We start from the raw sequence: 23,103 nt of genomic DNA, 5'->3' as shown, positions 1-23,103 counted from the left end.
ATCGGCTAGTCGTTTTCCGGCTCGTCGTCTGCGGCTTCGCTGTCGCGGTAGGCTTCCAGTAGGCGAATGCGCCGGTTGTCGGCATTGAGGATGACAAAGCGCCAGCCGCCAAAACGGGTGTGCTCACCGCGGCCGGGCAGGTGACCAAACTGCTGCATCACCAGACCCCCGACGGTGTCGAATTCATCATCGGAAAATTCGGTGCCAAAGCGGTCATTGAAGTCTTCGATGGGCGTGAGGGCGCGAATGGCGAAGTGGCCGTTTTCCAGCGTGCGGATATCGTCCTCTTCGTCGGTGTCGTGCTCGTCTTCGATATCGCCGACAATCTGCTCGAGAATGTCTTCAATGGTAATGATGCCGGCGGTGCCGCCGTACTCATCCACCACGATCGCCATATGGTTATGGGTATCGCGAAACTCCTTGAGCAGGCTGTTGAGCCGCTTGGATTCCGGGATGAACATGGCCGGGCGCAGCACGTCATCGAGCTTGAATGCATCGCGGCTCTCCTGGGTCTGGGAGAGCAGCGGCAGCAGGTCCTTGACCAGCAGAATGCCCTTGATGTCATCCAGGTTTTCGCCAATGACCGGGTAGCGTGAGTGGCCGGTTTCCTGAATGAGCGGCAGATAGCCATCGCTTGCTTGATCAAGGGCAATGGCCGAGACCTGGGAGCGGGGAATCAGCACCTCGCGCACCTGCTGATCGCTGATTTCAAGCGCCCCTTCGATGATCATGATGGCGTCTTGATCCAGCTTCAACTTGCCTGCCGTGTGGCGTAAAAACGTCATCAGCTCATCGCGCGAGCTGGGTTCGTCGGAGTCTCCGGTTAGGGCGCCAAAGAGTTTCTCGAGCCAGGATTTTTGATTGGGGTTGCTCGATCGGTCTTCGCTCATGCGTCAAATCTCTTGTTTACAGGGCAAGCAGGTGTCTTCACGTGCATGGATAGGCAGTGTGCCAGCCAACGTTTTAGCACTGACACGAAGCGTTATACCAGCCACGCTGGGTCAATGTAACGGCTTTTGGCTCAAACATGATAAGGATCAGGAATATCGAGCCTGGCCAGCAGCGTACGCTCAAGCTGCTCCATCGCCTCGGCTTCCTGCTCTTCGATATGGTCATAGCCCATCAGATGCAGCGTACCGTGAATCACCATGTGCGCGTAGTGATTGACCAGGGGCTTGTGCTGCTCGTCGGCTTCCCTGGCCACTACCGCGTGGCAGATGACCAGATCACCCAGCAGCGGCAGTGTGATGCCGGGCGGGTTCTCAAACGGAAACGACAGCACGTTGGTCGGCTTGTCCTTGCCCCGATAGTCGCGGTTCAACGTCTGGCTTTCCGCTTCATCCACGAAGCGGATGGTCAGCTCGTCGCGTTCGTCGTCCGGGTGGTGAGAAAACACACAGCCCACCCAGTGGGTGAGCTGTTCAAGAGTCGGCAGTGCAGGCTCATCGATCGCCGCCTGACGGTCGATCACGATATCGGTCATCGCGGTGAGTCTCCGCGGCGCTCCTGGGCCTGCATGCGCGCTTCACGCTCTTGCTGGCGAACCTCGCGGCGGGCGCGCTCTTCGACTTCCTGCTGCGACTCGAATTCGTCGTAGGCTTCGATGATGCGCTGTACCAGGGGATGGCGTACCACGTCCTTGGCGGCAAAGTGAGTCACCCCGATGCCAGGGGTGTCCTTGAGGACATCCAGCACCTGAGAAAGGCCCGAGCGCTGTCCGCGCGGCAGGTCGACCTGGGTGATGTCGCCAGTGATGACCGCCGTCGAGCCAAAGCCGATCCGGGTCAGGAACATCTTCATCTGCTCCGGCGTGGTGTTCTGGCTCTCATCGAGAATGATGTAGGAGTTGTTCAGCGTACGTCCGCGCATGTAGGCAAGCGGCGCTATCTCGATGACCTGGCGCTCGATCAGCTTGGCGACCTGCTCGAAGCCGATCATTTCATACAGCGCGTCGTACAGCGGGCGCAGGTAGGGGTCGATCTTCTGGGCCAGATCGCCGGGCAGGAACCCCAGCTTTTCACCGGCTTCTACTGCCGGGCGGACCAGAAGGATACGGCGCACTTCCTGCTGGTTGAGCGCCTCGACCGCGGCGGCCACAGCCAGATAGGTCTTGCCGGTGCCCGCCGGGCCAATACCGAAATTGATATCGTGCTCGCGGATGCTAGTCACGTAGCGCTGCTGGTTGAGGCCGCGCGGCTTGATCATGGTACGCGGTGTGCGCATGACCACGTCGCCGCTGCCGCCTTCGCTGTCCTCTTCTTCCTCCAGCGCTTCAAGGCCGGATTCCTGTAGAAACAGGTGTACGGTATCGGCAGAGAGCTCGCTTGCCGCGGTCTCCCGGTAAAGGTGTTCAAGTACGTTAGCCGCTGCCTTGATGCGGTTGCCCGCTCCGGCAAGCTGGAACATGTTGCCGCGGTTGCGCAGCGTCACATCCAGCCGGCTTTCAATCAACTTCAAGTGCTCGTCCTGCTGGCCGCAAAGACTCGCAAGACGCTGCGGGTCGTTGGGTTCAAGGCTTAGGGTAATGATGCGATTGGCCTGAGATGATGGCTGGCTCAAGAGTAGGAAACCCGTCAGTTGATGTATGTAGCTCTCAGCTTACTGCCCCGACCGGGGTCGGGGCAATTACCTGGGATAAGAGAGCGTTCAATAACGCTCGGAGGATGCCAGCTCGCCGCGCAGCGAGTTGGGGAAGGCCTCGGTGATCTCGATATCCACGAAGTAGCCGATCAGCTCGGTAGGATTGGCCGCGCGGAAGTTGACCACCCGGTTGTTCTCGGTGCGTCCGGAAAGCTGGCCGGGGTCCTTGGGCGAGAAGCCGGTGACCAGAATGCGCTGGGTGGTGCCTACCATGCGCCGACTGATCTGGGCCACGTTCTGCAGGATACGGTCCTGGAGAATCGCCAGGCGCTGCTTCTTGACGCTTTCCGGCGTGTCATCCGGTAGCGAAGCCGCCGGTGTGCCGGGGCGCGCCGAGTAGACAAAGCTGAACGAATGATCAAAGCCGATCCGGTGGATCAGATCCATGGTGGCTTCGAAATCTTCCTCGGTTTCGCCGGGGAAACCGATAATGAAGTCAGACGAGAAGCTGATGTCCGGGCGGTTGGCGCGGATGCGCTCCATCTTCTCGATGTACTCCTCTGCCGTATGGCCACGCTTCATGGCGCTTAGAATGCGATCGGAGCCCGACTGCACCGGCAGGTGAAGGTGGCTGACCAGCTCTGGAATGTCCGCGTAGGCATCCACCAGGCTGTCGGTAAACTCGACCGGGTGGGAAGTGGTAAAGCGCACGCGGTCAATGCCATCCACGGCGGCTACGCAGGCGATCAGCTCGGCAAGATCGATTTCATCGCCGTCTTCGTTATCGCCCCGGTAAGCGTTGACGTTCTGGCCCAGCAGGTTGATCTCGCGCACGCCCTGATCGGCCAGGTGCATGACCTCGTCCATTACCTTCTCGAAAGGACGCGAGACTTCTTCACCGCGGGTATAGGGCACCACGCAGAAGGTGCAGTACTTCGAGCAGCCTTCCATGACCGAGACAAACGCAGTGGCACCGTCGGACTTGGGCTGGGGCAGGTGGTCGAACTTCTCGATTTCCGGGAAGGTAACGTCAACCGCTGCAATCTGGTTGCTGCGCTTTGCATCGAGCATGGAAGGTACGCGGTGCAGGGTTTGCGGCCCGAACACCATGTCCACGAACGGCGCACGCTTGCGCAGCGCTTCGCCTTCCTGGCTCGCCACACAGCCACCTACGCCAATCACGAGGTCAGGATTGGCATCCTTGAGCTTTTTCCAGCGCCCAAGCTGGTGAAATACCTTTTCCTGGGCCTTTTCACGAATCGAGCAGGTGTTGAGAAGGATAACGTCGGCTTCCTTCTCGTTGTCGGTCAGTTCAAGCTGATGAGATTCGCCGAGCAGATCCGCCATGCGAGAGGAGTCGTACTCGTTCATTTGGCAGCCGTGCGTTTTGATGAAGAGCTTCTTCGCCATCGGTACCTGTCATCTATGGGTCGTCGGGGGACGAGGGATGAATGAAGTGTCGGGTCGTGGGCATTGCCACTTTTGGATAACCCCTATTATACGGGCACAACAAACCCGGGGCTAGCGTTCACCCATAATCGATACTTGACCTGAAAGTTTCTATGAGTATACTACGCACCGTGTTTGAGCAGTTCCTCGATAGCTCAGTTGGTAGAGCAAATGACTGTTAATCATTGGGTCACAGGTTCGAGTCCTGTTCGAGGAGCCAACACACCGCGTGGTGGCTCTGCTTGAAACACAATAGCTTAAGGTTGTTCCTCGATAGCTCAGTTGGTAGAGCAAATGACTGTTAATCATTGGGTCACAGGTTCGAGTCCTGTTCGAGGAGCCAAGCTATATCCACTTTTACTATCTGTTCGGTCAGCCGTCTCAGGTAGCGCGTGATTCCTCGATAGCTCAGTTGGTAGAGCAAATGACTGTTAATCATTGGGTCGCAGGTTCGAGTCCTGCTCGAGGAGCCATCTCTTTATTTTTCCGCTGTTTTCAAGGCTAATGCCAGGTTCAACTTGACGTTGATGCCGGCAATTCCCATGCGTTTCATCGTGTTGCCCGCTGCTTGATGCATCCGGGTGTTTTTGCATGCCTGGGATTTCTGCCAATCAGCGCGGTCATCATGGCTATGCCTGCTTCCCGCGCTGGTCGACGTGTTGCGCCTTGTTCCATGTCTAGTGTTTCTTGGCTAGCGTTTACATGGCTGCCTCGTCACACCATGGCCACCAGCCAGCGCGCGGCGTAGGGCGGCAGGGTCTCATCCACGTTCGGGCCTGCTGGGTCGAGCGAGCGCCAGCGGTGCTGCTCAAGTGCTTGAGTAACGGCCTCACCCGCCTCGCTTAACGGCAGGGGATTGTCGGTCACGTTGTAAAGTGCCAGCAGCCGGCGCCCATCGGCCAGCGGGCCGCGCTCGATGGCCAGAAGCGCCGGCGACGAGACAAGCACTCGCTGCGCCGCGCTCGGATGAAAGCAGGGCTCCTGGCGGCGCTGCTCCAGCAGTCGACACAGCGCGTGGAATATATAGTGGGTGGGGTTGGCGGTATTATCCAGCAGCAGGTCAAGCTCGCTGCGCTGCCAGCGCCGGCGATTGATCGAGCGCAGGCGACCGCTGCGCTCGACGCCTTCTACATCGTTGAGCGTGCTGGTCAGCGTATGAATATACAGCGCTGGAATGCCCTGCAGGCTCAGCATGATCGCCTGGCTGCACAAGAAGCGGGCGACCTGCCACGGGTCCGGCCCGCGACGGGTGCCGCGCATGGCCTCGAACCAGGTGATGTTGATCTCGTAGGGCGTGTCGCTGCCGTCGGGGTTACTGCGCATGCTGACAAAACCGCCGAAGCGGTGCATCAACTCCAGCAGCGCATCGCGCTCGTGGTCCGGCAGTAGTCCCTCCAGTGGGCGCACGCCGATGCCGTCATGGCTGGCGGTAAAGTTCAGGTAGGTGCAGTGGCTGGGCAGCACCGGCAGGCTCGAGAGCCAGGCCTGGAGGGTGTCGGACTCGCCCCGGGTCAAGGTGTGCAGTAAAAGCGGCGGAAGAGTGAACTGATACACCATGTGGGCTTCGTCGGGCGGGCCATCCGGCAGCCGCTCGAGCCCGAAGTAGCTGAGGTTCTCTTCGTGGGGCACGTTGGTTTCGGTCACCAGCAGCGTCCCCGGGGCCACGTGGTCGACGATGGCACGCAGCAGGCGTACCACGGTATGGGTTTCGGGCAGGTGAATGCAGGAAGTGCCAAGCCGCTTCCATAAGAACGCCACCGCATCCAGGCGGATCATGCGCGTGCCCTGTTCAAGATAGAACAGCAAGATGCCCACGAACTCGAGCAGCACGTCCGGGTTTTCAAAGTTTAAATCGAGCTGGTCTTCTGAAAAGGTCGCCCACAGGTGGCGGGTGCCGCGGCGCGTGGATACCGGCACCAGAAGCGGGCTGCTGCGCGGGCGGGTCACGGCGGAAACGTCGGTGTCCGGATCGACTTCGATAAAGTAGTCGCGGCCTGGCTGGCTGCCGCTCAAATAGTCGACGAACCACAGCGACTCGCGGGAAACGTGGTTGAGCACCAGGTCGGCCATCACGTCATAGTGGCTGGCCAGTGCTTGAATGTGGTGCCAATCGCCAAGTTCGGGATTGACTTCGCGGTAGTGAATGACCGAGAAACCGTCGTCACTGCTCCAGGGAAAGAAGGGCAGCACGTGAACTCCGCTGATACGGTCATCCAGGCGTGCCTGCAGAAAATCATCGAGTACGGCCAGCGGCGGCGTCTCGTTATCCACAATGGAATCACCATAACAGATCAGCCACTGATCCTTTTCGCTCCAGGTTGGTGCCTGACCGGCGGATGGGGCGGTAGCGCCCGCGGCGGCGGTGGATGAACGGAAATGCTCGAGGTGCTGCTGCAAGCGGCGCATGACCTCGTCGGCCCGAGGGCCATAAAGGTGTGTCAGGTAACCATGAACCGTGTCTTCGAACGACGCCATGCGGGTCTCCTCATCAGCCGTCTGTTTTCTGAGTTCATCAAGCACTTGCATCGAGCAATTACATCGAATAAATGCAGCTTGTGTGCCAAATCGTTACAATGCAGGGTTAATACCGCGTTTAAACCCTTCGGGCATGTGAACTTGTGTCTGGCAAGTGAGTTGAAGCGCTTGGAAACAGTGAGTGAGAACAGGTTATAACATGCTTATTCGTGCGGCTTACAGCACGGGCTGACAACAGGGTTGACCGCTATGCATTGCCCTTTTTGTGGTGCAAACGATACACGAGTGACCGATTCGCGACTGGTAGCGGAAGGTGATCAGGTGCGTCGGCGTCGCCAGTGCGCCAGCTGCCACGAGCGCTTCACGACCTATGAAACCGCCGAGCTCTTGATGCCTCGCGTGGTGAAATCCGACGGCTCGCGGGAAAGCTTCAACGAAGCCAAACTGCGCGACGGCATGGTGCGGGCGCTGGAAAAGCGCCCGGTCAGCGCCGAAGCCATTGAAGCCGCCGTCGAGCGGATTCGCCAGACCCTGCGCGCCCGGGGCGACCGTGAAATCAACGCGCGCGATATCGGTGAGTCGGTCATGCAGGCGTTGAAGAATCTGGATCAGGTTGCCTATATCCGGTTTGCCTCGGTATACCGCAAGTTCCAGGACCTGGACGAGTTTCGTGCCGAGATCGACCGGCTCTCACAAGAGCCCGGTCAACTGTCGGCCGCCATGCAAAAGGAGCCGCCCAGTGAGTCTTGAGGCAGCGTTCAGCGAAGCCGATCACCGCCATATGGCGCGGGCATTGACGCTTGCCCGCCAGGGGCTTTATACCACCGACCCCAATCCGCGAGTCGGCTGCGTGATCGTGCAGCAGCCACCCGGTCAGCCGGAGCGGGTAGTGGGCGAGGGGTATCACCGGCGAGCCGGCGAGCCGCATGCCGAAATTCACGCGCTGAACGCCGCCGGTGAGCATGCCAGAGGCGCGACGGCATACGTGACGCTGGAGCCTTGCTCGCACACTGGACGAACCGGGCCCTGCGCAGTAGCGCTCAAGAATGCCCAGGTGGCACGGGTGATAGTGGCCATGGTGGACCCTAACCCGCAGGTGAGCGGGAGGGGGATAGAGCTACTTCGGGCGGCAGGTATCGAAGTCAGCGTGGGTCTTCTCGAGCAGGACGCGCGCGCTCTGAACCCGGGTTTCATTGCCCGGATGCAGCACAAGCGCCCGTTTGTACGTCTCAAGATGGCCATGAGTCTGGATGGCCGCACGGCCATGGGCTCGGGCGAGTCTCAGTGGATAACCGGGCCCGAGGCCCGCAGCCACGTGCAGCGCCTGCGGGCGCGCTCAAGTGCGATTCTGAGCGGCGTCGAATCCATCATCATGGACGATTCGCGGCTGACCCTGCGTGCCGAGCAGCTGCAGCTGGATAACGCCGAAAGCGTTGTGCTGCGCCAGCCTTTGCGGGTAATTCTGGATACCCGGCTGCGTTTGCCGCTTGCTGCCGCCTGCCTGAGCGAACCCGGCCGCACGCTGGTCATGACCACGCCGGATCACTCACCGGAAAAGCGCGAGAAGCTGACCGCTGCCGGCGCCGAAATACACGTTTTCGAGCCTGGCATGGACGGGCGTTTACCGCTCGAGGAACTGCTGGGCTGGCTTGCCGAACACGAGCAGGTCAACGAGCTTCTGGTGGAAACCGGCGCGACGCTGGCCGGTGCACTGCTCGATGCACGCCTGGTGGATGAGCTGCAGCTATTTGTCGCGCCTACGCTGCTGGGCGGCGAAGCCAGGCCGCTTTTTGCACTGCCCGGGCTTTCACGCATGGCCGATCAGCGGCGTTTGACGATTCACGATATGCGCGCGGTAGGCCGCGATTGGCGTATTATCGCCACCCCGCAGCCCGACTAGCGCACGCAGCAATAGCAGGGTACTCTGTCGTCAATTTCAGCGTCGTCAATTTTGTCGTCGTCAATTTCGCCGACCGTGTGAACACATATTTGGGAGATTTCATGGCGCACACCTCCTCTGGGGGCCTGGCCTCTATTGCCGAGCTGGTGGACGATATCCGCCAGGGCAAGATGGTGATTCTCATGGACGATGAGGATCGCGAGAATGAAGGCGATATCATCATGGCCGCCGAAAAGGTCGAAGCTGAGCATATCAACTTCATGGCGCGTTTTGCGCGCGGCCTTATCTGCATGCCGATGACGCGCGAGCGCTGTGAGCAGCTCAATCTGCCGCTGATGGTACGTGACAACGGCTCAGGTTTCGGCACCAAGTTCACGCTTTCGATCGAAGCGACCCAAGGCGTGACCACGGGCATTTCTGCCGCTGACCGGGCGCGTACCGTTCAGGCCGCCTGCGCGCCCTACGCCAAGCCGACCGATATCGTCCAGCCCGGGCATATCTTTCCGCTGATGGCCGAGCCTGGTGGCGTACTGCGCCGCGCCGGCCACACCGAAGCCGCCTGTGACCTGGCGGCACTGGCAGGCTGCGACCCCAGCGGCGTGATCTGCGAGATCATGAACGACGACGGCAGCATGGCACGCCGGCCCGAGCTTGAAGCGTTTGCCCGCGAGCACGACATCAAGATCGGCACCATTGCCGACCTGATTCACTACCGGATCATCAACGAGCAGACGATAGACCATGTGGAAACCACCGAGGTTTCCACGACCCAGGGCGAGCTTGCCCTGCACGTGTTTCGCGACCGCATTCAGGGGGCGCACCACATGGCGCTGGTCAAGGGCCAGCCCACTCCCGAGCAGGCGACGACCGTGCGCGTTCACCTGGCCGACACGCTGCGCGATGTGCTGGGCCTGAACAAGGGTGAGCAGGGCCGCTGGAATGCCCAGCAGGCGCTGGAAGAGATCGCCAGCGCACCCGCGGGTGTGCTGGTGCTGATTGATGACGGGCGTCCGCATCAGGATTTGAAAGACCAGTTGGACGTGTTTCTGGATCGTGTGCGCCAGCCGCGCACCAGCGACTCCGATGGCACGGGCAACTATTTAACGATTGGTACTGGCTCGCAGATTCTGCGCCATCTCGGCGTGGGGAAAATGCGGCTATTAAGCTCCCCGTGGAAGTTTTCAGCGCTTTCAGGCTTCGATCTTGAAGTCATAGAGCTGGTAGGTCCCAATGACACGGCGTATGAGCCAAATTCTCAGCAGGAATAAATTGATGCAATCCCTCTCTCAAGTAGAAGGTACGTTTGTCGACGTCGATGGTCGGTACGTTATCGTGGTTGGACGATTCAACCATCACGTAGTGGATAGCCTGGTGGAAGGCGCGATCGACAGCCTGACGCGCCATGGCGTCGATGCCGAAAACATTCATCTCGTTCACGTACCGGGCGCCTGGGAACTGCCGCTGGCCGTCAAGCGCGTTCTGAAAGTGATGAAGCCGGATGCGGTCATCGCACTTGGCGCGGTGATTCGCGGCGGCACCCCGCATTTTGAATATGTGGCGGGTGGCTGCAACACTGCCATCAATCAGCTGCAGCTTGAGTTCGAGACCCCGGTGGCCAACGGCGTACTGACCGTCGAGTCCATCGAGCAGGCAATCGAGCGTGCTGGTACCAAGGCGGGCAATAAAGGTACCGAAGCCGCCATGGCCGCCATGGAAATGGTTTCCCTGCTGCGTGCGTTACCGGCAGGAGATTCACAATGAGTGAACGCCGTGAGCGTAAGCCGTCCGCCGCCCAGCAGAGCCGTCATGCGGCCCGCGAGCTGGCGGTTCAGGGGCTCTACCAGTGGCAGATGACCGGCAAGTCGATCACAAGCGTCGAGGCCGAGTTTCGAAGCCAGGTGGCCGATGATGATCTTGAAGATCATGAGAACTGGGTCAAGGTCATGGAGATTGCCGACAAGGCGCTTTTCCATGAATTGCTGCACAACACGGCGCGCTTCAAGGCCGAGCTCGACCGGGAAATATCCCCGCTTCTAGACCGCCGCCTGGAAGATCTGGACGCGGTGGAACTTGCCATTCTTCGCCTGGGTGCCTACGAGCTTTCCCGGCGCATGGAAGTACCCTACCGGGTCGTCATCAATGAAGGTGTTGAGCTTGCCAAGTCGTTTGGCGCCACCGACGGCCATAAATACGTAAACGGCATTCTCGACAAGCTGGCTAACCGCTTGAGAAGTGCCGAAGTCAGCGCCCGCCGTTTATAACGGCGCGCCGTCTGATACTGTGTTTAAGGGGCCTTTGTGCTTGCCGAATTTGATTTGATTCGCCGTTATCTGATGCCATCGCCTACGCGACACGCGGCAGATGGTGTCGCACTGGGCAGCGGCGACGACGCTGCCCTGTTAGTGCCTCAAGCGGGTCATCAGCTGGCGGTCAGCGTGGATACCTCGGTAGTCGATGTTCACTTTCCCGGTGATGCCCCTGCATTTGCGGTGGGCCACCGTGCACTGGCGGTGGCGCTGAGCGACCTGGCGGCCATGGGGGCGAAGTCGCGCTGGTGTTTCATGGCGCTGACGCTTGACCAGCGCCGCTTTGCCGACGATGCCGCGACGCATGCGTGGATGGAAGGCTTTGGTCAGGGGTTTCATACCCTGTGCCAGCGTCACGCCACCACGCTTGCCGGCGGTGACGTGACCTCAGGGGCACTGACCGTTGGCGTGACGGTGATGGGGGAGACGCCTCAAGGCCAGGCCCTGCGCCGTGATGGCGCCCGGCCTGGCGATGTGATCGCCGTGACCGGGGAGCTGGGCGGCGGTGCCGGCGGGCTTGCGCTCTGGCAGCGTGGCGAACGCCACCTTGAGCATCCGCTGCTACAGCGTTATCTGCTGCCCGAACCACGGCTGGCGGCGGGCGAGGCGCTTTTAGGGCTCGCCTCAGCCGCCATCGATATTTCAGATGGCCTGCTTGCGGATCTTGGCCATGTTCGTCATGCCTCAAGCGTGGGCGCTGTGCTGGATATCGAGGCGTTGCCGCTGGCACAAGGGCTTGAAGAAGCGCTGGGTGGTGAAGCCGCGCGTCAGGCCGCGCTTTCCGGTGGCGATGATTATGAGCTGCTGGTGACGCTGGCGCCCGAGAAGGTCGAAGAGGCGCAGCAGCGGCTAAGCGGTTTCGGGCTTGGATTGACGGTTATCGGCCACTGCAGCGAGACGCCGGGTGTGCAGGGCATACCCTCTGGCGGTCGCGCTGGTTGGCAGCATTTTAATGAGGGAACGCCATGAACCGTGCACCATCAAGTGTGTGGCGTCGCCCAACGCATTTTTTCGCGTTTGGATTAGGCAGTGGTACCGTGCCCTGGGCGCCGGGCACGTTCGGGACGCTCGCCGCCATCCCTTTTTATTGGATGATGGCGGATCTGCCGTTAGGTTGGTATCTGGGCATCGTGCTGGTGGCTTTTGTCGTCGGCGTGTGGCTGTGCGATAAAACGTCCCATGACTTGGGTGTGCATGACCATTCAGGCATTGTCTGGGATGAGTTCGTGGGCTACTGGATCACCATGGCCGCGGTACCGTTTTCCTGGGAAGCGGCGCTGTGGGGCTTTATCGTGTTCCGCATCTTCGATGTGTTCAAACCCTGGCCCATCCGTTGGGCAGACCGGCGGGTCGCCGGTGGCTTTGGCATCATGATCGATGATGTAATGGCAGGCATCTACGCCTGGAGTACGCTGCACCTCTGGTACTGGCTCCACTAAGACGTCATATCGCATAATCAACGCCAGCAGGCCTTGGTCTGCTGAAACATAACGACAGGTAACGCCAAGACAAAATCACTCCCTACTGGTGCGGTTGCTCAAGGAGATGGCATGCGCAAGGAACGATTGATCGTCCCTATTCTGGCGGCGATAGCCGTTATCTGGATGGCAGGGCAACTGCTGTCCAGCGTGCTGTTTGAGCGCAGCCTGCGCCAGGCGCTCGAGGATCTGGAAGCGCGCGGTGAATGGCGCGTTACCCGTCCTGAGAGTAGCCGGGGCTGGTTAAGTTCCCAAGGGCGGCTTCTGCTTTCTCCCTTGCTGGGCCGCCCCTGGCGCCTTGAGCTTACCTATAACGCCCGCCACGGCATCCTGAGCACCGATGTGGAAGGCACCTTTCTGCCCCGCCTGGATACTGCCCTGCAGCGCGCCGTGGGTGAAGTCACCGCCGCATCGGCGCCGCGCTGGAAAGGGCGTTACCACACCCTGAGCGGGCGCAGCGAACTACAGCTTGCGTTGGCCCCTTTCATCATTCAGCAAAGCGGGCGCGAGCTTGAAGTGCGCGGTGCAAGGCTGCGCCTGGAAGGCATGTTTGGCGACTGGCGCCTGCGCCTGCGGCTCGATCAGCTCGCGCTGACCGATGGAGCGGCGCAACTGACGCTGGGGCCTGCGCTGCTGGAAAGCCGCTATACCTACATTGACGACGCCTACCATTTCGCTCAGCGCGACCACCTGCAGATCGATGCTCTGACGCTGCGCTATCCAGCCTACGAGATTCAGCTGGCCCCGCTCAACCTGCATAGCCACATGGTGCTGGACGAGAGCGAGCTGCGCATCAAGGGTGAGCTGATCATGGGGGACATGATGGTGCCTTCTGAGGCGCCGGATACGCCGCTGCTCAACGGGCGTATTGAAATGGAGCTTTCGCGCCTGAATGCCGATGCCATCCGCCAGACCATTCGACGGCTACGTCAGGAAGCCGCCTGGGGAGATACCAGCCTGCCCATGGCAGAGGGCCTGCTGGCCCGGCTCGAGCCGGACCTGCTTCAAGTGCTGAGCGATTCGCCGCGCCTGGATGTGTCTACCGTCGCCCTGGAAAGCCCCTTGCTGGGGATTCAGCTGGATGCCGACGGGGCGCTGTTCTTCGATGCCCGCAAGCTTGACCAGCTCAGTGTCACCCGCCTTGAATCGCCTGAAGTCCGCGAGCGCTGGTTTGAACGCCTGGACGGCGATTTCATCTGGCATGACGCGCCCACGGTAGCAGCACTCTGGCTTGGATTGCCGCTGGGTACCCGCGAGCTGCAGTTTGACGTGATTCGCGGCGATTGGCGGGTCAATGGCCGGCCCATGCCGGATCTCTGGTCACAATAGCGCGCCCCAAGGGTTGAAGTTTCAGCGCAGCGCCCACATTCCATAGGCAGTCACAGGCGGCGTGACCGCCGATATCTGTTTATGGGAGTGCGCATGAGCGACCAGGATTACGACCGCGATCACGATAATCTCGACTGGCTGGCTGAAGACGACCATTCGTCCCATGAGGGAAGTGGTGCAAACGATCAGATGCATCGCTCCGACGGCGAAAAGGTCAACTCGCTGGTGCCCGCCAGCGATATGCTGCCCGAACGTATCTATCTTCTCCCTATTCATAACCGCCCTTTTTTCCCCGCTCAGGTACAGCCGCTGGTCATCAACCGCGAACGCTGGGAAGAGACCATGCGCCGGGTGGGTAATACGCCTCACAAGACCTTGGGCGTTGCCTTTGTAGGCGAGGGCGGGGTGGAATCGCTCGACCACGACGACTTCCCGGCCATTGGTACCGCGGTGAAAGTGCACAAGCTCAAGGGCGAGGATCAGCAGATCCAGTTCATTGCCCAGGGCGTGCAGCGCTTTCAGATAAAGCGCTGGCTTTCCAAGGAGCCACCTTATCTGGTGGAAGTCACCTATCCAAAAGAGCCGGTGGATGCGGAGAACGAAGAGACCCGTGCCTACGCCATGGCGATCATCAACGGCATCAAGGAACTGCTGCCGATCAACCCGCTTTACGGCGAAGAGCTCAAGCACTACCTCAACCGCTTCAGCCCCCACCAGCCCGGCCCGCTGACCGATTTTGCCGCCGCGATCACCTCCGCCAAGGGCCCAGAACTTCAGGACGTGCTGGCGACACTGCCGGTGGCCGAGCGAATGCACAAGGTGCTGCCGCTGCTGCGCAAGGAAATTGACGTTGCCCAACTGCAAAGCGAGATCAGCGAGCAGGTCAATGCACAGATGCAGGACCGTCAGCGCGAGTTCTTCCTGCGCGAGCAGCTGAAAGTCATTCAGCGCGAGTTGGGCATCTCCAAGGATGACCGCGAAAACGACGTCGACACCTTTAGAAACCGCCTTGAATCGCTGGTTGTGCCCGAGCGGGTGCAGGGGCGAATCGATGATGAGCTCAACAAGCTCAGCGTGCTGGAAACCGGCTCGCCGGAGTACGGCACCACCCGCAACTATCTGGATTGGCTGACCTCTTTACCTTGGGGCGTGACCAGCCAGGACAAGCTTGACCTGGGCCATGCCCGGGACGTGCTCAACCGCGACCACGACGGCCTGCAAGATGTGAAAGAGCGCATCGTCGAGTTTCTGGCCGAAGGCACGTTCAAGGGCGACGTCGGTGGCTCGATTGTTCTACTCGTTGGCCCGCCCGGGGTGGGTAAAACCTCTATTGGCCGCTCGATTGCCGAAGCGCTGGGCCGTGAGTTCTATCGCTTCTCGGTAGGCGGAATGCGCGATGAGGCGGAAATCAAGGGGCACCGGCGTACCTACGTCGGCGCCATGCCGGGCAAATTGGTCCAGGCGTTCAAGGAAGTGGAAGTCGAGAACCCGGTCATCATGCTCGATGAGATCGACAAGCTCGGTCAGTCGTTCCAGGGTGACCCCGCCTCGGCGCTACTCGAGGTGCTCGACCCCGAGCAGAACGTCGATTTCCTGGATCACTATCTGGATGTACGGATGGACCTTTCCAAGGTGCTGTTCATCTGTACGGCCAACACGCTGGACTCGATCCCCGGCCCGCTTCTGGACCGCATGGAGCAGATTCGTCTTTCCGGCTATATCGCCGAAGAGAAGCTGGCCATCGCCAAGAACCACCTGTGGCCCAAGCTACTCAAGCGTGACAACCTGTCCAAGAAGCGCATCAATCTCTCCGATGCGGCGCTGAAGCAGGTCATCGATGGTTATGCCCGGGAAGCCGGTGTGCGTCAGCTTGAGAAACAGCTGCATCGCATCGTGCGCAAGGCGGCGGTCAAGCTTCTTGAAGAGGAGCCCGAAACCGTCAAGATCTCGGTCAAGAACCTGGAAGAGTTTCTGGGCGCGCCGATCTTTCGCAAGGAAAAAGTGCTCAAGGGGGAAGGCGTGGTCACCGGGCTTGCCTGGACGTCCATGGGCGGCGCGACGCTGCCAATTGAAGCCGGTAAGGTGCATGCGCTGGACCGCGGCTTCAAGCTGACCGGCAAGCTGGGCGATGTCATGAAAGAGTCAGCCAATATCGCCTACAGCTACACACTCGGCCATCTGCAGGAATATGGCGCCGATGCCGACTTCTTCGACTCTGCCTTTGTACACCTGCACGTGCCGGAAGGCGCGACACCCAAGGACGGGCCTTCCGCTGGTGTCACCATGACCACAGCGCTGCTCTCGCTGGCCAAGCACCAGTCGATCAACCGCCCTCTGGCGATGACCGGTGAGCTGACGCTGACAGGTCAGGTACTGCCAGTTGGTGGTATTCGTGAGAAGGTAATTGCCGCCCGGCGCAGCGATATCTTCGAGGTGATTCTGCCCGAAGCCAACCGCCGCGATTACGACGAGCTGCCGGAGTATCTAAAGGCAGGCATGACGGTGCATTTCGCCAATCGCTATCAGGATGTGGCCAAGGTGGTCTTCAAGGATTAGTAGTCTGCTAATTTTAAAGCCATTTCACTGAGCTGCAATACGACGCCGTACGAAAGTACGGCGTTTTTTCATAGCTATTCGTTAATTTAATTTCATGATAGAAAGCGAGAATGGGTTTGATAAAAAAGAATTAGAAACTTTCCGGGGATCCCCATGCGCAACAACCAACCTGTTACTCAGCGCGAATATGTCCTGAGTGATGAAGCCGTGCTGATTTCACGCTCTGATCTGAAGGGGCGGGTGACGTTTGCCAATTCTACCTTTGTGGATGTCAGTGGCTATACGCGTGAGGAGCTTATTGGCGCACCGCATAACCTGCTGCGTCATCCAGATATGCCTGAAGCCGCCTATGCAGATTTCTGGAAGACCATTCAGGCGGGGGGTACCTGGCAGGGGCTGGTCAAGAACCGGCGCAAGAACGGTGATTACTACTGGGTCAACGCAACGGTGGCGCCGCTCAAGGATGGCGACCGGGTAGTGGGTTATACCTCCGTACGGCGCAAGGCGGTGCCGGAAGCCGTGGCGCAGGCTGCCCCGGTTTATGCAGAACTGCGCGAAAAAGGCAGCACCCGACGCTACAAGCTGGCACAAGGGGCGTTGCGCCGTAAGGGGCTGGCCGGTTTATGGGCGCGGTTCAATGTCACCAGCCTGAAAGCCAAGCTGATCACCATGGTCGCTGCCGCCCTCATGCTGCTGTGTCTTGCCGGCGGCCTGGGCATTTACGGGGTGATGGAGTCCGGTGAGCGCCTGGATACACTCAACCACTCGGGCCTTGAGTCCATTGCCAACCTGCAGCGTATCGAGCGCCACCTGGGTCAGAGCCTTGAGGCGCTTGAACCGGCCGTGCGTAATCCCCGCCGTGCTGACACAGACGCCTTGGACGTTGAAATGCAGGAGCACACCGCCTCTTTGCAAGAACTGTGGCGGGCATTCAAGGCAGAGGGGGAGGCCGGGAATGACGTCATAGCGGCCTTCGACACGACGCTGAATGAGTGGCTGACAAGTGTGGATACCGCACTGAACGCCGTTCAGACCGGCAACGGGTTTGCCGCGTTCGAGGCGCTGACCGATACCATTCAACCTCATACCGACGCGCTGCGTGAGATGAACGCTGAACTGGTAACTCAGGAGCGGCGTCAGGCCCAGGCGCTAGTAGCAGATGCCCAGCGCAGCCGCCAGCACATGCTGATTGCTCAACTGGCATTGATCGGAATAGGACTACTGGTACTGATCGGGCTAAGCGTATTCATTCTACGCAGCGTATTGAACGGCCTGGCCGGCGCCCGCCATCTGACCTTCCAGATTGCAGCCGGCAACCTGGCCGCCAGCGAACGGCATAAAACCAACGACGAGCTGGGGGAGCTGCTCTATTCGCTGGATACCATGCGCTTTAGCCTGGCCAGCATCGTCAACGACCTGGATAGCCGAGTGGCGGTGGTTACCCCCGCGATCCGGGAAATCGCCGCGGAGAACGAAGAGCTTGCCTCGCGCACCGAGCAGCAGGCTTCATCGCTTCAGCAGACGGCCGCCAGCATGGAGGAGATGACCTCCACCGTGCAGCAGAATACGCAAAACGCCCGTCAGGCGACCGAGCTTGCCCAGCAGAACGCCGCCAGTACCCGCGATACCGGCAAGCAGATGGAGGCGCTGGTAGAGCGTATGCAGCGCATCGCCCAAAGTGCGGACAAGATGACCGAGATGATCAGCGTCATCGACGGTATCGCTTTTCAGACCAACATCCTGGCGCTCAACGCCTCTGTGGAGGCAGCGCGGGCCGGGGAACACGGCCGTGGCTTTGCCGTGGTGGCAAGCGAGGTGCGTAACCTGGCCGGGCGCAGTGCCGAAGCCGCCCAGGAAATTCGCCGGATGATCGACAGTACCACCCAGGAAGTCGGCAGTGGGCGAAGCGCGGTAGAGCAGGCTGAGCGCGCCATCGAAAACGTCATGCAGCAGGTCAACCGGGTCAGTAGCCTGATGGAGTCCATCAGCACCGCTTCCAGCGAGCAGAATAGCGGTATAGGCCAGATCAATTCAGCCGTGGCCGAGATGGACCACGTTACCCAGCAAAACGCTTCCAAGGTGCAGTCCATTGCCGCCTCCGCCGATAACCTGTCGCTGGAAGCGTTCGAGCTGGCCAACGTGGTAGGCGCTTTCCGCCTCAAGGGCGCTCAGGAAGAGAACGTCAATACCGCCCGCGAAGCGCTGCAGCACCTCCATCAAAAGCCGCAGAAACTGCCTAAGCCTCTAGCCTCGGATGAAAAGCCGTCTGCGAAAAAGTGGGAAGCCGTCTCTCAGCATGATCAGTGGGAAGCGTTCTGACCCTGTATAACCTGTGATGGCCGTTCCCTACATCTGGTCTGATGAAGGCGCTCATGCCACAATCTGGAGCGCTGGATTCACTTACCCGCCGCCGAACGAGCGGCGGGCCAAAAAAAAGATGTAGAGGACACCATGCCCGAGTATCGCTCCCGTACCACCACCGCCGGCCGCAACATGGCCGGCGCCCGCGCTTTATGGCGCGCAACCGGCATGAAGGACGACGATTTTCACAAGCCGATCATCGCCGTTGCCAACTCGTTTACCCAGTTCGTGCCGGGCCATGTTCACTTAAAGGACATGGGCCAGCTGGTCGCGCGTGAAATCGAGAAGGCCGGCGGCGTGGCGAAGGAATTCAACACCATCGCCGTGGACGACGGTATCGCCATGGGCCATGACGGCATGCTCTATTCGCTGCCCAGCCGCGACATCATCGCCGACAGCGTCGAGTACATGTGCAATGCCCACTGCGCCGATGCGCTGGTGTGCATTTCCAACTGCGACAAGATCACCCCCGGCATGCTGATGGCCGCCATGCGCCTCAATATTCCGGTCATCTTCGTTTCCGGCGGGCCGATGGAAGCCGGCAAGACCAAGCTGCTTGACCACGGGCTGGATCTGGTCGATGCCATGGTCATGGCCGCCGACGACAGCGTGGATGATGAAACACTGGCCGAAGTCGAGCGCAGCGCCTGTCCCACCTGCGGCAGCTGCTCGGGCATGTTCACCGCCAACTCCATGAACTGCCTGACCGAAGCGCTGGGTCTGGCGCTGCCGGGTAACGGCACGGTGCTTGCCACGCACTCCGATCGCCGCCGCCTGTTCGAAAACGCCGGCCACAAGATTGTCGAGCTGGCCAAGCGCTACTACGAAAATGAGGAAGCGCACCTGCTGCCCCGCGCGATTGGCTCCAAGGCCGCGTTTCGTAACGCCATGACGCTGGATATCGCCATGGGCGGCTCTACCAACACTATCCTGCACCTGCTGGCCGCTGCCCAGGAAGCGGAAATCGACTTCACTCTATCGGATATTGACCGTCTCTCGCGTGAAGTGCCCCAGCTGTGCAAGGTGGCGCCCAACACCCAGAAGTACCACATCGAAGACGTCCACCGCGCTGGCGGCATCATGGCGATTCTGGGCGAGCTTGATCGTGCCGGCGTGCTGGATACCTCGGTACCCACTGTGTATGGCGATACCCTCAAGCAAGCCCTGGACGAGTGGGACATCATGCGCTCGCCAAGTGCGGAGACGGTCGAGTTCTTCAAGGCAGGCCCTGGCGGTGTGCCCACCCAGACGGCGTTCTCGCAAAGCGCGCGCTGGCCGAGCCTTGACGGCGACCGGGCGACCGGCTGTATTCGCGATCTGGAGCACGCGTTCTCTCTAGAGGGCGGCCTTGCCGTGCTCTACGGCAACATCGCGCTGGATGGCTGCGTGGTCAAGACCGCCGGGGTGGACGACTCGATCCTGCTGTTCGAAGGCACCGCTCACGTGGTCGAATCCCAGGATCAGGCCGTGACCAATGTGCTGGAGGGCAAGGTAAAGGCGGGCGACGTGGTGGTCATCCGTTACGAAGGCCCGAAAGGCGGCCCGGGCATGCAGGAGATGCTCTACCCGACGTCGTACCTGAAATCGAAAGGGCTCGGCAAGGCCTGCGCGCTGCTCACCGACGGGCGCTTCAGTGGCGGCACGTCAGGCCTTTCAATTGGCCACGTATCGCCGGAAGCCGCGGCGGGCGGGGCGATTGGCCTGGTCGAGCAGGGCGACACCATCGTGATCGATATCCCCAACCGCACCATCAACGTCAAGTTAAGCGACGCCGAGCTTGCCGCGCGCCGCGAAGCCATGGACGCCAAGGGCAAAGACGCCTGGAAACCTGTCGAGGTTCGCCCGCGCAAAGTCACGCCAGCGCTCAAGGCCTACGCGCTGCTGGCAACCTCTGCCGACAAGGGCGCGGTGCGCGACCTTTCCAAACTGGATTGACCACGAGCAAGGAGCGTTATGAAGTCGACGATCAATGTTGGCCTGGTAGGCTACGGGTTCGCGAGCAAGACGTTTCATGCACCGCTCATTCAGGCCACGGACGGCCTGAATCTGGTGGCGGTGTCCTCAAGCGACGCCGCCAAGGTGCAGGCGGATCTGCCGGATGTCGAGGTCGAGCGCGAGGCGCGAGGGCTGTGCGAGCGTTACGATATCGATCTCATCGTGATTCCCACCCCCAACGACACCCACTTTCCCCTGGCAAAAATGGCGCTTTCTGCGGGCAAGCACGTGGTGGTGGACAAACCCTTTACCGTCACGCTGTCAGAAGCCAGGCAGCTTAAATCGCTTGCCGTGGTGAAGGAGCGCCTGATCTCGGTATTCCATAACCGCCGCTGGGACAGCGATTTTTTGACCCTCAAGGCCTTGCTGGAAGCCGGTACTCTGGGGCGCGTGACCGGTTTCGAATCGCGCTTTGACCGGTTCAAGCCGGAGGTTCGCGACCGCTGGCGCGAGAAAGCCGCCGCGGGCGGGGGGCTGTGGTTCGATCTTGGTCCGCATCTGCTGGACCAGGCCTGCGAGCTGTTCGGCACCCCCAACGCCATTTTGCTGGAACAGGGCGCACGGCGTGACGGCGCCCAGGCCGACGATGACTTTCTGGCCCTGCTGGACTATGACGGCTGCCGCGTTAGCCTGAGCGCCAGCGCGCTGGTGGCCGAACCCACCCCTCGGTTCAGGGTCCACGGCACGCAAGGCAGCTATCTGAAGTACGGCCTGGACCCCCAGGAAGACCGCCTGAAAGCAGGGGAGACGCCCAGCGTAAACTGGGGCGAAGACACCCCGGGCACGCTGACGCTTCGCGACGGGCAGGGAGAAGACGCAGCGCTGAAAAGCCAGGAGCATCCATCGCAGCCCGGCAACTACCTGGCCTATTACCAAGGCATCGCCAGCGCCATCCAGGGCCACACCCCGCCCCCGGTCGATATCGACGCCGCCCTGCGTTCCATGACGCTTCTTGAAGCCGGCCAGGACAGCCACCGCCAACGGCGCTGGATAGCGCTAAAACCCCACTTCTAAACCCACCAGCACGCGCTGCGTGTTTGTCGCCGATGTTTGATTGGGCAAACCGTAGCGCGTGGTAAGCCGTTAGGCGCACCCGCAGCGGCGGCCCGGCGCGGGAGCAGCGCGGAGAGCGCTGCCGATGTGTGGCGCAAAAGCATGGCATGGGTGCCACTGCCGGGGCGGCTAACCGCCGCCCATCCGCGGGTGCCTTATTTGCTCGTGCCTCGCAAGATTCGTTACCACGCGCTACGGGTATATCGCTGATGTTTGATCGGGCAAACCGTAGCGCGTGGTAAGCCGCTAGGCGCACCCGCAGCGGCGGCCCGGCGCGGGAGCAGCGCGGAGAGCGCTGCCAATGTGTGGCGCAAAAGCATGCCATGGGTGCCTCCGCCGGGGCGGCTAACCGCCGCCCATCCGCGGGTGCCTTATTTGCTCGTGCCTCGCAAAATTCGTTACCACGCGCTACGGGTATATCGCTGATGTTTGATTGGGCAAACCGTAGCGCGTGGTAAGCCGCCAGGCGCACCCGCAGCGGCGGCCCGGCGCGGGAGCAGTGCGGAGAGCGCTGCCGATATGGTGCAAAAGCATGCCATGGGTGCCACCGCCGGGGCGGCTAACCGCCGCCCATCCGCGGGTGCCTCATTTTGCTCGTACCTCGCAAGATTCGTTACCACGCGCTACGGGTATATCGCTGATGTTTGATTGGGCAAACCGTAGCGCGTGGTAAGCCGCCAAGCGCACCCGCGGGAGCAGCGCGGAGAGCGCTGCCGATGTGTGGCGTAAAAGCATGCCATGGGTGCCACCGCCGGGGCGGCTAACCGCCGCCCATCCGCGGGTGCCTTATTTGCTCGTGCCTCGCAAGATTCGTTACCACGCGCTACGGGTATATCGCTGATGTTTGATTGGGCAGACCGTAGCGCGTGGTAAGCCGCCAGGCGCACCCGCGGGAGCAGCGCGGAGAGCGCTGCCGATGTGTTGCACAAGCATGCCATGGGTGCCACTGTCGGGGCGGCTAGTCGCTGCCCATTCGCGGATGCCTCATTACAACAAATCCGCACTGTTCTGGCGCTTCTCATCACGCAGCCGGTCGCGGGCGATGTATAGCGCGGCGATGGCGCGGGCTTCGTGAAAATCGTCGCGCAGCAGCAGGGCGGGGAGGTCTTCTATCGGGTGGGTTTCGACGATTAGCGGCTCGGGCTCGTCGCCGGGCAGGCGCTTGGGATATAAATCGGTGGCGATCATCACCTGCATGCGGTGGCGCATGTAGTTGGGGGCCAGGGAAAGCTCCACCAGCGGCTCGATACGGTGGGCGCCGAAGCCGCACTCTTCCATCAGCTCGCGATTGGCGGCGGTGACCACGTCTTCGCCCGGGTCTACCAGGCCCTTGGGCAGCGTGAGCACGTACTCCTCGTAGCCCGCGGCGTATTCGCGAATCAGCAGAACGTGGTCCGGGTCGGGCATGGCGACGATCATCACCGCCCCGCTGTCGGCGCCGCTTTCCCTACCAGCCAAGCGTTCGAACTGGCGCTCCTCGCCATTGGAGAAGCGCAGATCCAGCGCTTCGACGTGAAAGAGACGGCTCTTGGCCACGCTTTCTCGGGCCAGTATCTGGGGTTTTTGCGGGTAGCTGGATGAAGTGTCTGATGCCGACATGAGGCGCCTCCATGGCTGCTAA

Annotated in this window: 18 protein-coding genes and 3 tRNA genes; 15 read left to right on the top strand and 6 right to left on the bottom strand. The window is 60.8% G+C overall.

The window, feature by feature from the left end; translation table 11 throughout:
* Positions 1 to 5: 5 nt before the first annotated feature.
* The 4 genes from B0H98_RS01950 to miaB all read right to left on the bottom strand — a co-directional run bounded on the left by B0H98_RS01950 (position 6) and on the right by miaB (position 3,990).
* On the bottom strand, positions 6 to 890 hold the full coding sequence (locus B0H98_RS01950; protein ID WP_106373384.1) for an HlyC/CorC family transporter: 885 nt from the start codon (positions 888 to 890) through the stop codon (positions 6 to 8).
* 131 nt (positions 891 to 1,021) lie between these two features.
* Positions 1,022 to 1,483, bottom strand: coding sequence for an rRNA maturation RNase YbeY (ybeY, locus tag B0H98_RS01945; RefSeq protein WP_106373383.1), 462 nt, complete (start codon positions 1,481 to 1,483; stop codon positions 1,022 to 1,024).
* On the bottom strand, positions 1,480 to 2,559 hold the full coding sequence (locus B0H98_RS01940) for a PhoH family protein (protein ID WP_106373382.1): 1,080 nt from the start codon (positions 2,557 to 2,559) through the stop codon (positions 1,480 to 1,482). Before B0H98_RS01940 ends, ybeY begins: the two co-directional genes overlap by 4 nt.
* A gap of 87 nt (positions 2,560 to 2,646) precedes the next feature.
* Complete coding sequence (gene miaB, locus B0H98_RS01935; RefSeq protein ID WP_106373381.1) at positions 2,647 to 3,990, bottom strand: tRNA (N6-isopentenyl adenosine(37)-C2)-methylthiotransferase MiaB; 1,344 nt, start codon at positions 3,988 to 3,990, stop codon at positions 2,647 to 2,649.
* 183 nt (positions 3,991 to 4,173) lie between these two features.
* On the opposite strand from miaB, the gene B0H98_RS01930 reads away from it, so the two are divergent.
* The 3 genes from B0H98_RS01930 to B0H98_RS01920 all read left to right on the top strand — a co-directional run bounded on the left by B0H98_RS01930 (position 4,174) and on the right by B0H98_RS01920 (position 4,502).
* Positions 4,174 to 4,249 (top strand) — tRNA-Asn (locus tag B0H98_RS01930).
* A 47-nt stretch (positions 4,250 to 4,296) separates the two neighbouring features.
* A tRNA-Asn gene (locus B0H98_RS01925) sits at positions 4,297 to 4,372 on the top strand.
* Between the two features lie 54 nt (positions 4,373 to 4,426).
* A tRNA-Asn gene (locus B0H98_RS01920) sits at positions 4,427 to 4,502 on the top strand.
* Between the two features lie 241 nt (positions 4,503 to 4,743).
* Here B0H98_RS01920 and B0H98_RS01915 read toward each other — a convergent pair.
* Positions 4,744 to 6,504: a sugar phosphorylase gene (locus B0H98_RS01915; RefSeq protein ID WP_106373380.1), complete on the bottom strand. Its 1,761-nt coding sequence runs from the start codon at positions 6,502 to 6,504 to the stop codon at positions 4,744 to 4,746.
* Positions 6,505 to 6,753: 249 nt separating this feature from the next.
* Here B0H98_RS01915 and nrdR point away from each other — a divergent pair, with 249 nt between their 5' ends.
* The 12 genes from nrdR to B0H98_RS01855 all read left to right on the top strand — a co-directional run bounded on the left by nrdR (position 6,754) and on the right by B0H98_RS01855 (position 21,443).
* Positions 6,754 to 7,254 (top strand): transcriptional regulator NrdR, encoded by a 501-nt coding sequence (nrdR, locus tag B0H98_RS01910; protein ID WP_106373379.1) that lies wholly within the window; start codon positions 6,754 to 6,756, stop codon positions 7,252 to 7,254.
* Positions 7,255 to 7,285: 31 nt separating this feature from the next.
* On the top strand, positions 7,286 to 8,404 hold the full coding sequence (gene ribD / locus B0H98_RS01905; protein WP_106373862.1) for a bifunctional diaminohydroxyphosphoribosylaminopyrimidine deaminase/5-amino-6-(5-phosphoribosylamino)uracil reductase RibD: 1,119 nt from the start codon (positions 7,286 to 7,288) through the stop codon (positions 8,402 to 8,404).
* Between the two features lie 101 nt (positions 8,405 to 8,505).
* Positions 8,506 to 9,672, top strand: coding sequence for a bifunctional 3,4-dihydroxy-2-butanone-4-phosphate synthase/GTP cyclohydrolase II (ribBA, locus tag B0H98_RS01900; protein ID WP_106373378.1), 1,167 nt, complete (start codon positions 8,506 to 8,508; stop codon positions 9,670 to 9,672).
* A 4-nt stretch (positions 9,673 to 9,676) separates the two neighbouring features.
* Positions 9,677 to 10,165 carry a 6,7-dimethyl-8-ribityllumazine synthase gene (gene ribH, locus B0H98_RS01895; protein WP_106373377.1) on the top strand — a complete coding sequence of 163 codons (489 nt, stop codon included), beginning with the start codon at positions 9,677 to 9,679 and terminating at the stop codon, positions 10,163 to 10,165.
* Positions 10,162 to 10,665, top strand: a complete 504-nt coding sequence (gene nusB / locus B0H98_RS01890; protein WP_106373376.1) for a transcription antitermination factor NusB — start codon at positions 10,162 to 10,164, stop codon at positions 10,663 to 10,665. The genes ribH and nusB overlap by 4 nt, the downstream gene beginning before the upstream one ends.
* 36 nt (positions 10,666 to 10,701) lie before the next feature.
* Entirely contained in the window at positions 10,702 to 11,679 is a 978-nt protein-coding gene (gene thiL, locus B0H98_RS01885; RefSeq protein WP_106373375.1) for a thiamine-phosphate kinase, read from the top strand.
* Positions 11,676 to 12,149 (top strand): phosphatidylglycerophosphatase A family protein, encoded by a 474-nt coding sequence (locus B0H98_RS01880; RefSeq protein WP_106373374.1) that lies wholly within the window; start codon positions 11,676 to 11,678, stop codon positions 12,147 to 12,149. Before thiL ends, B0H98_RS01880 begins: the two co-directional genes overlap by 4 nt.
* A gap of 111 nt (positions 12,150 to 12,260) precedes the next feature.
* Positions 12,261 to 13,517: a DUF945 family protein gene (locus B0H98_RS01875; RefSeq protein ID WP_106373373.1), complete on the top strand. Its 1,257-nt coding sequence runs from the start codon at positions 12,261 to 12,263 to the stop codon at positions 13,515 to 13,517.
* Positions 13,518 to 13,610: 93 nt separating this feature from the next.
* Entirely contained in the window at positions 13,611 to 16,073 is a 2,463-nt protein-coding gene (lon, locus tag B0H98_RS01870; RefSeq protein ID WP_106373372.1) for an endopeptidase La, read from the top strand.
* Positions 16,074 to 16,226: 153 nt separating this feature from the next.
* The gene (locus B0H98_RS01865; protein WP_106373371.1) at positions 16,227 to 18,392 is read left to right on the top strand and encodes a methyl-accepting chemotaxis protein; all 2,166 of its coding nucleotides are present in this window, start codon (positions 16,227 to 16,229) and stop codon (positions 18,390 to 18,392) included.
* A 132-nt stretch (positions 18,393 to 18,524) separates the two neighbouring features.
* Positions 18,525 to 20,369 carry a dihydroxy-acid dehydratase gene (gene ilvD, locus B0H98_RS01860; protein ID WP_106373370.1) on the top strand — a complete coding sequence of 615 codons (1,845 nt, stop codon included), beginning with the start codon at positions 18,525 to 18,527 and terminating at the stop codon, positions 20,367 to 20,369.
* Positions 20,370 to 20,387: 18 nt separating this feature from the next.
* The gene (locus tag B0H98_RS01855; RefSeq protein WP_106373369.1) at positions 20,388 to 21,443 is read left to right on the top strand and encodes an oxidoreductase; all 1,056 of its coding nucleotides are present in this window, start codon (positions 20,388 to 20,390) and stop codon (positions 21,441 to 21,443) included.
* Positions 21,444 to 22,469: 1,026 nt separating this feature from the next.
* On the opposite strand, the gene nudE is transcribed toward B0H98_RS01855, so the two are convergent.
* Positions 22,470 to 23,081, bottom strand: coding sequence for an ADP compounds hydrolase NudE (gene nudE, locus B0H98_RS01850; protein ID WP_106373368.1), 612 nt, complete (start codon positions 23,079 to 23,081; stop codon positions 22,470 to 22,472).
* Positions 23,082 to 23,103 lie beyond the last annotated feature (22 nt).

Origin of the sequence: Vreelandella songnenensis (assembly GCF_003002925.1) — a bacterium.
Classification (GTDB): domain Bacteria; phylum Pseudomonadota; class Gammaproteobacteria; order Pseudomonadales; family Halomonadaceae; genus Vreelandella; species Vreelandella songnenensis.
Note: the sequence above shows the minus strand (reverse complement) of the source record. Positions and strands in the feature narration are given on the sequence as shown.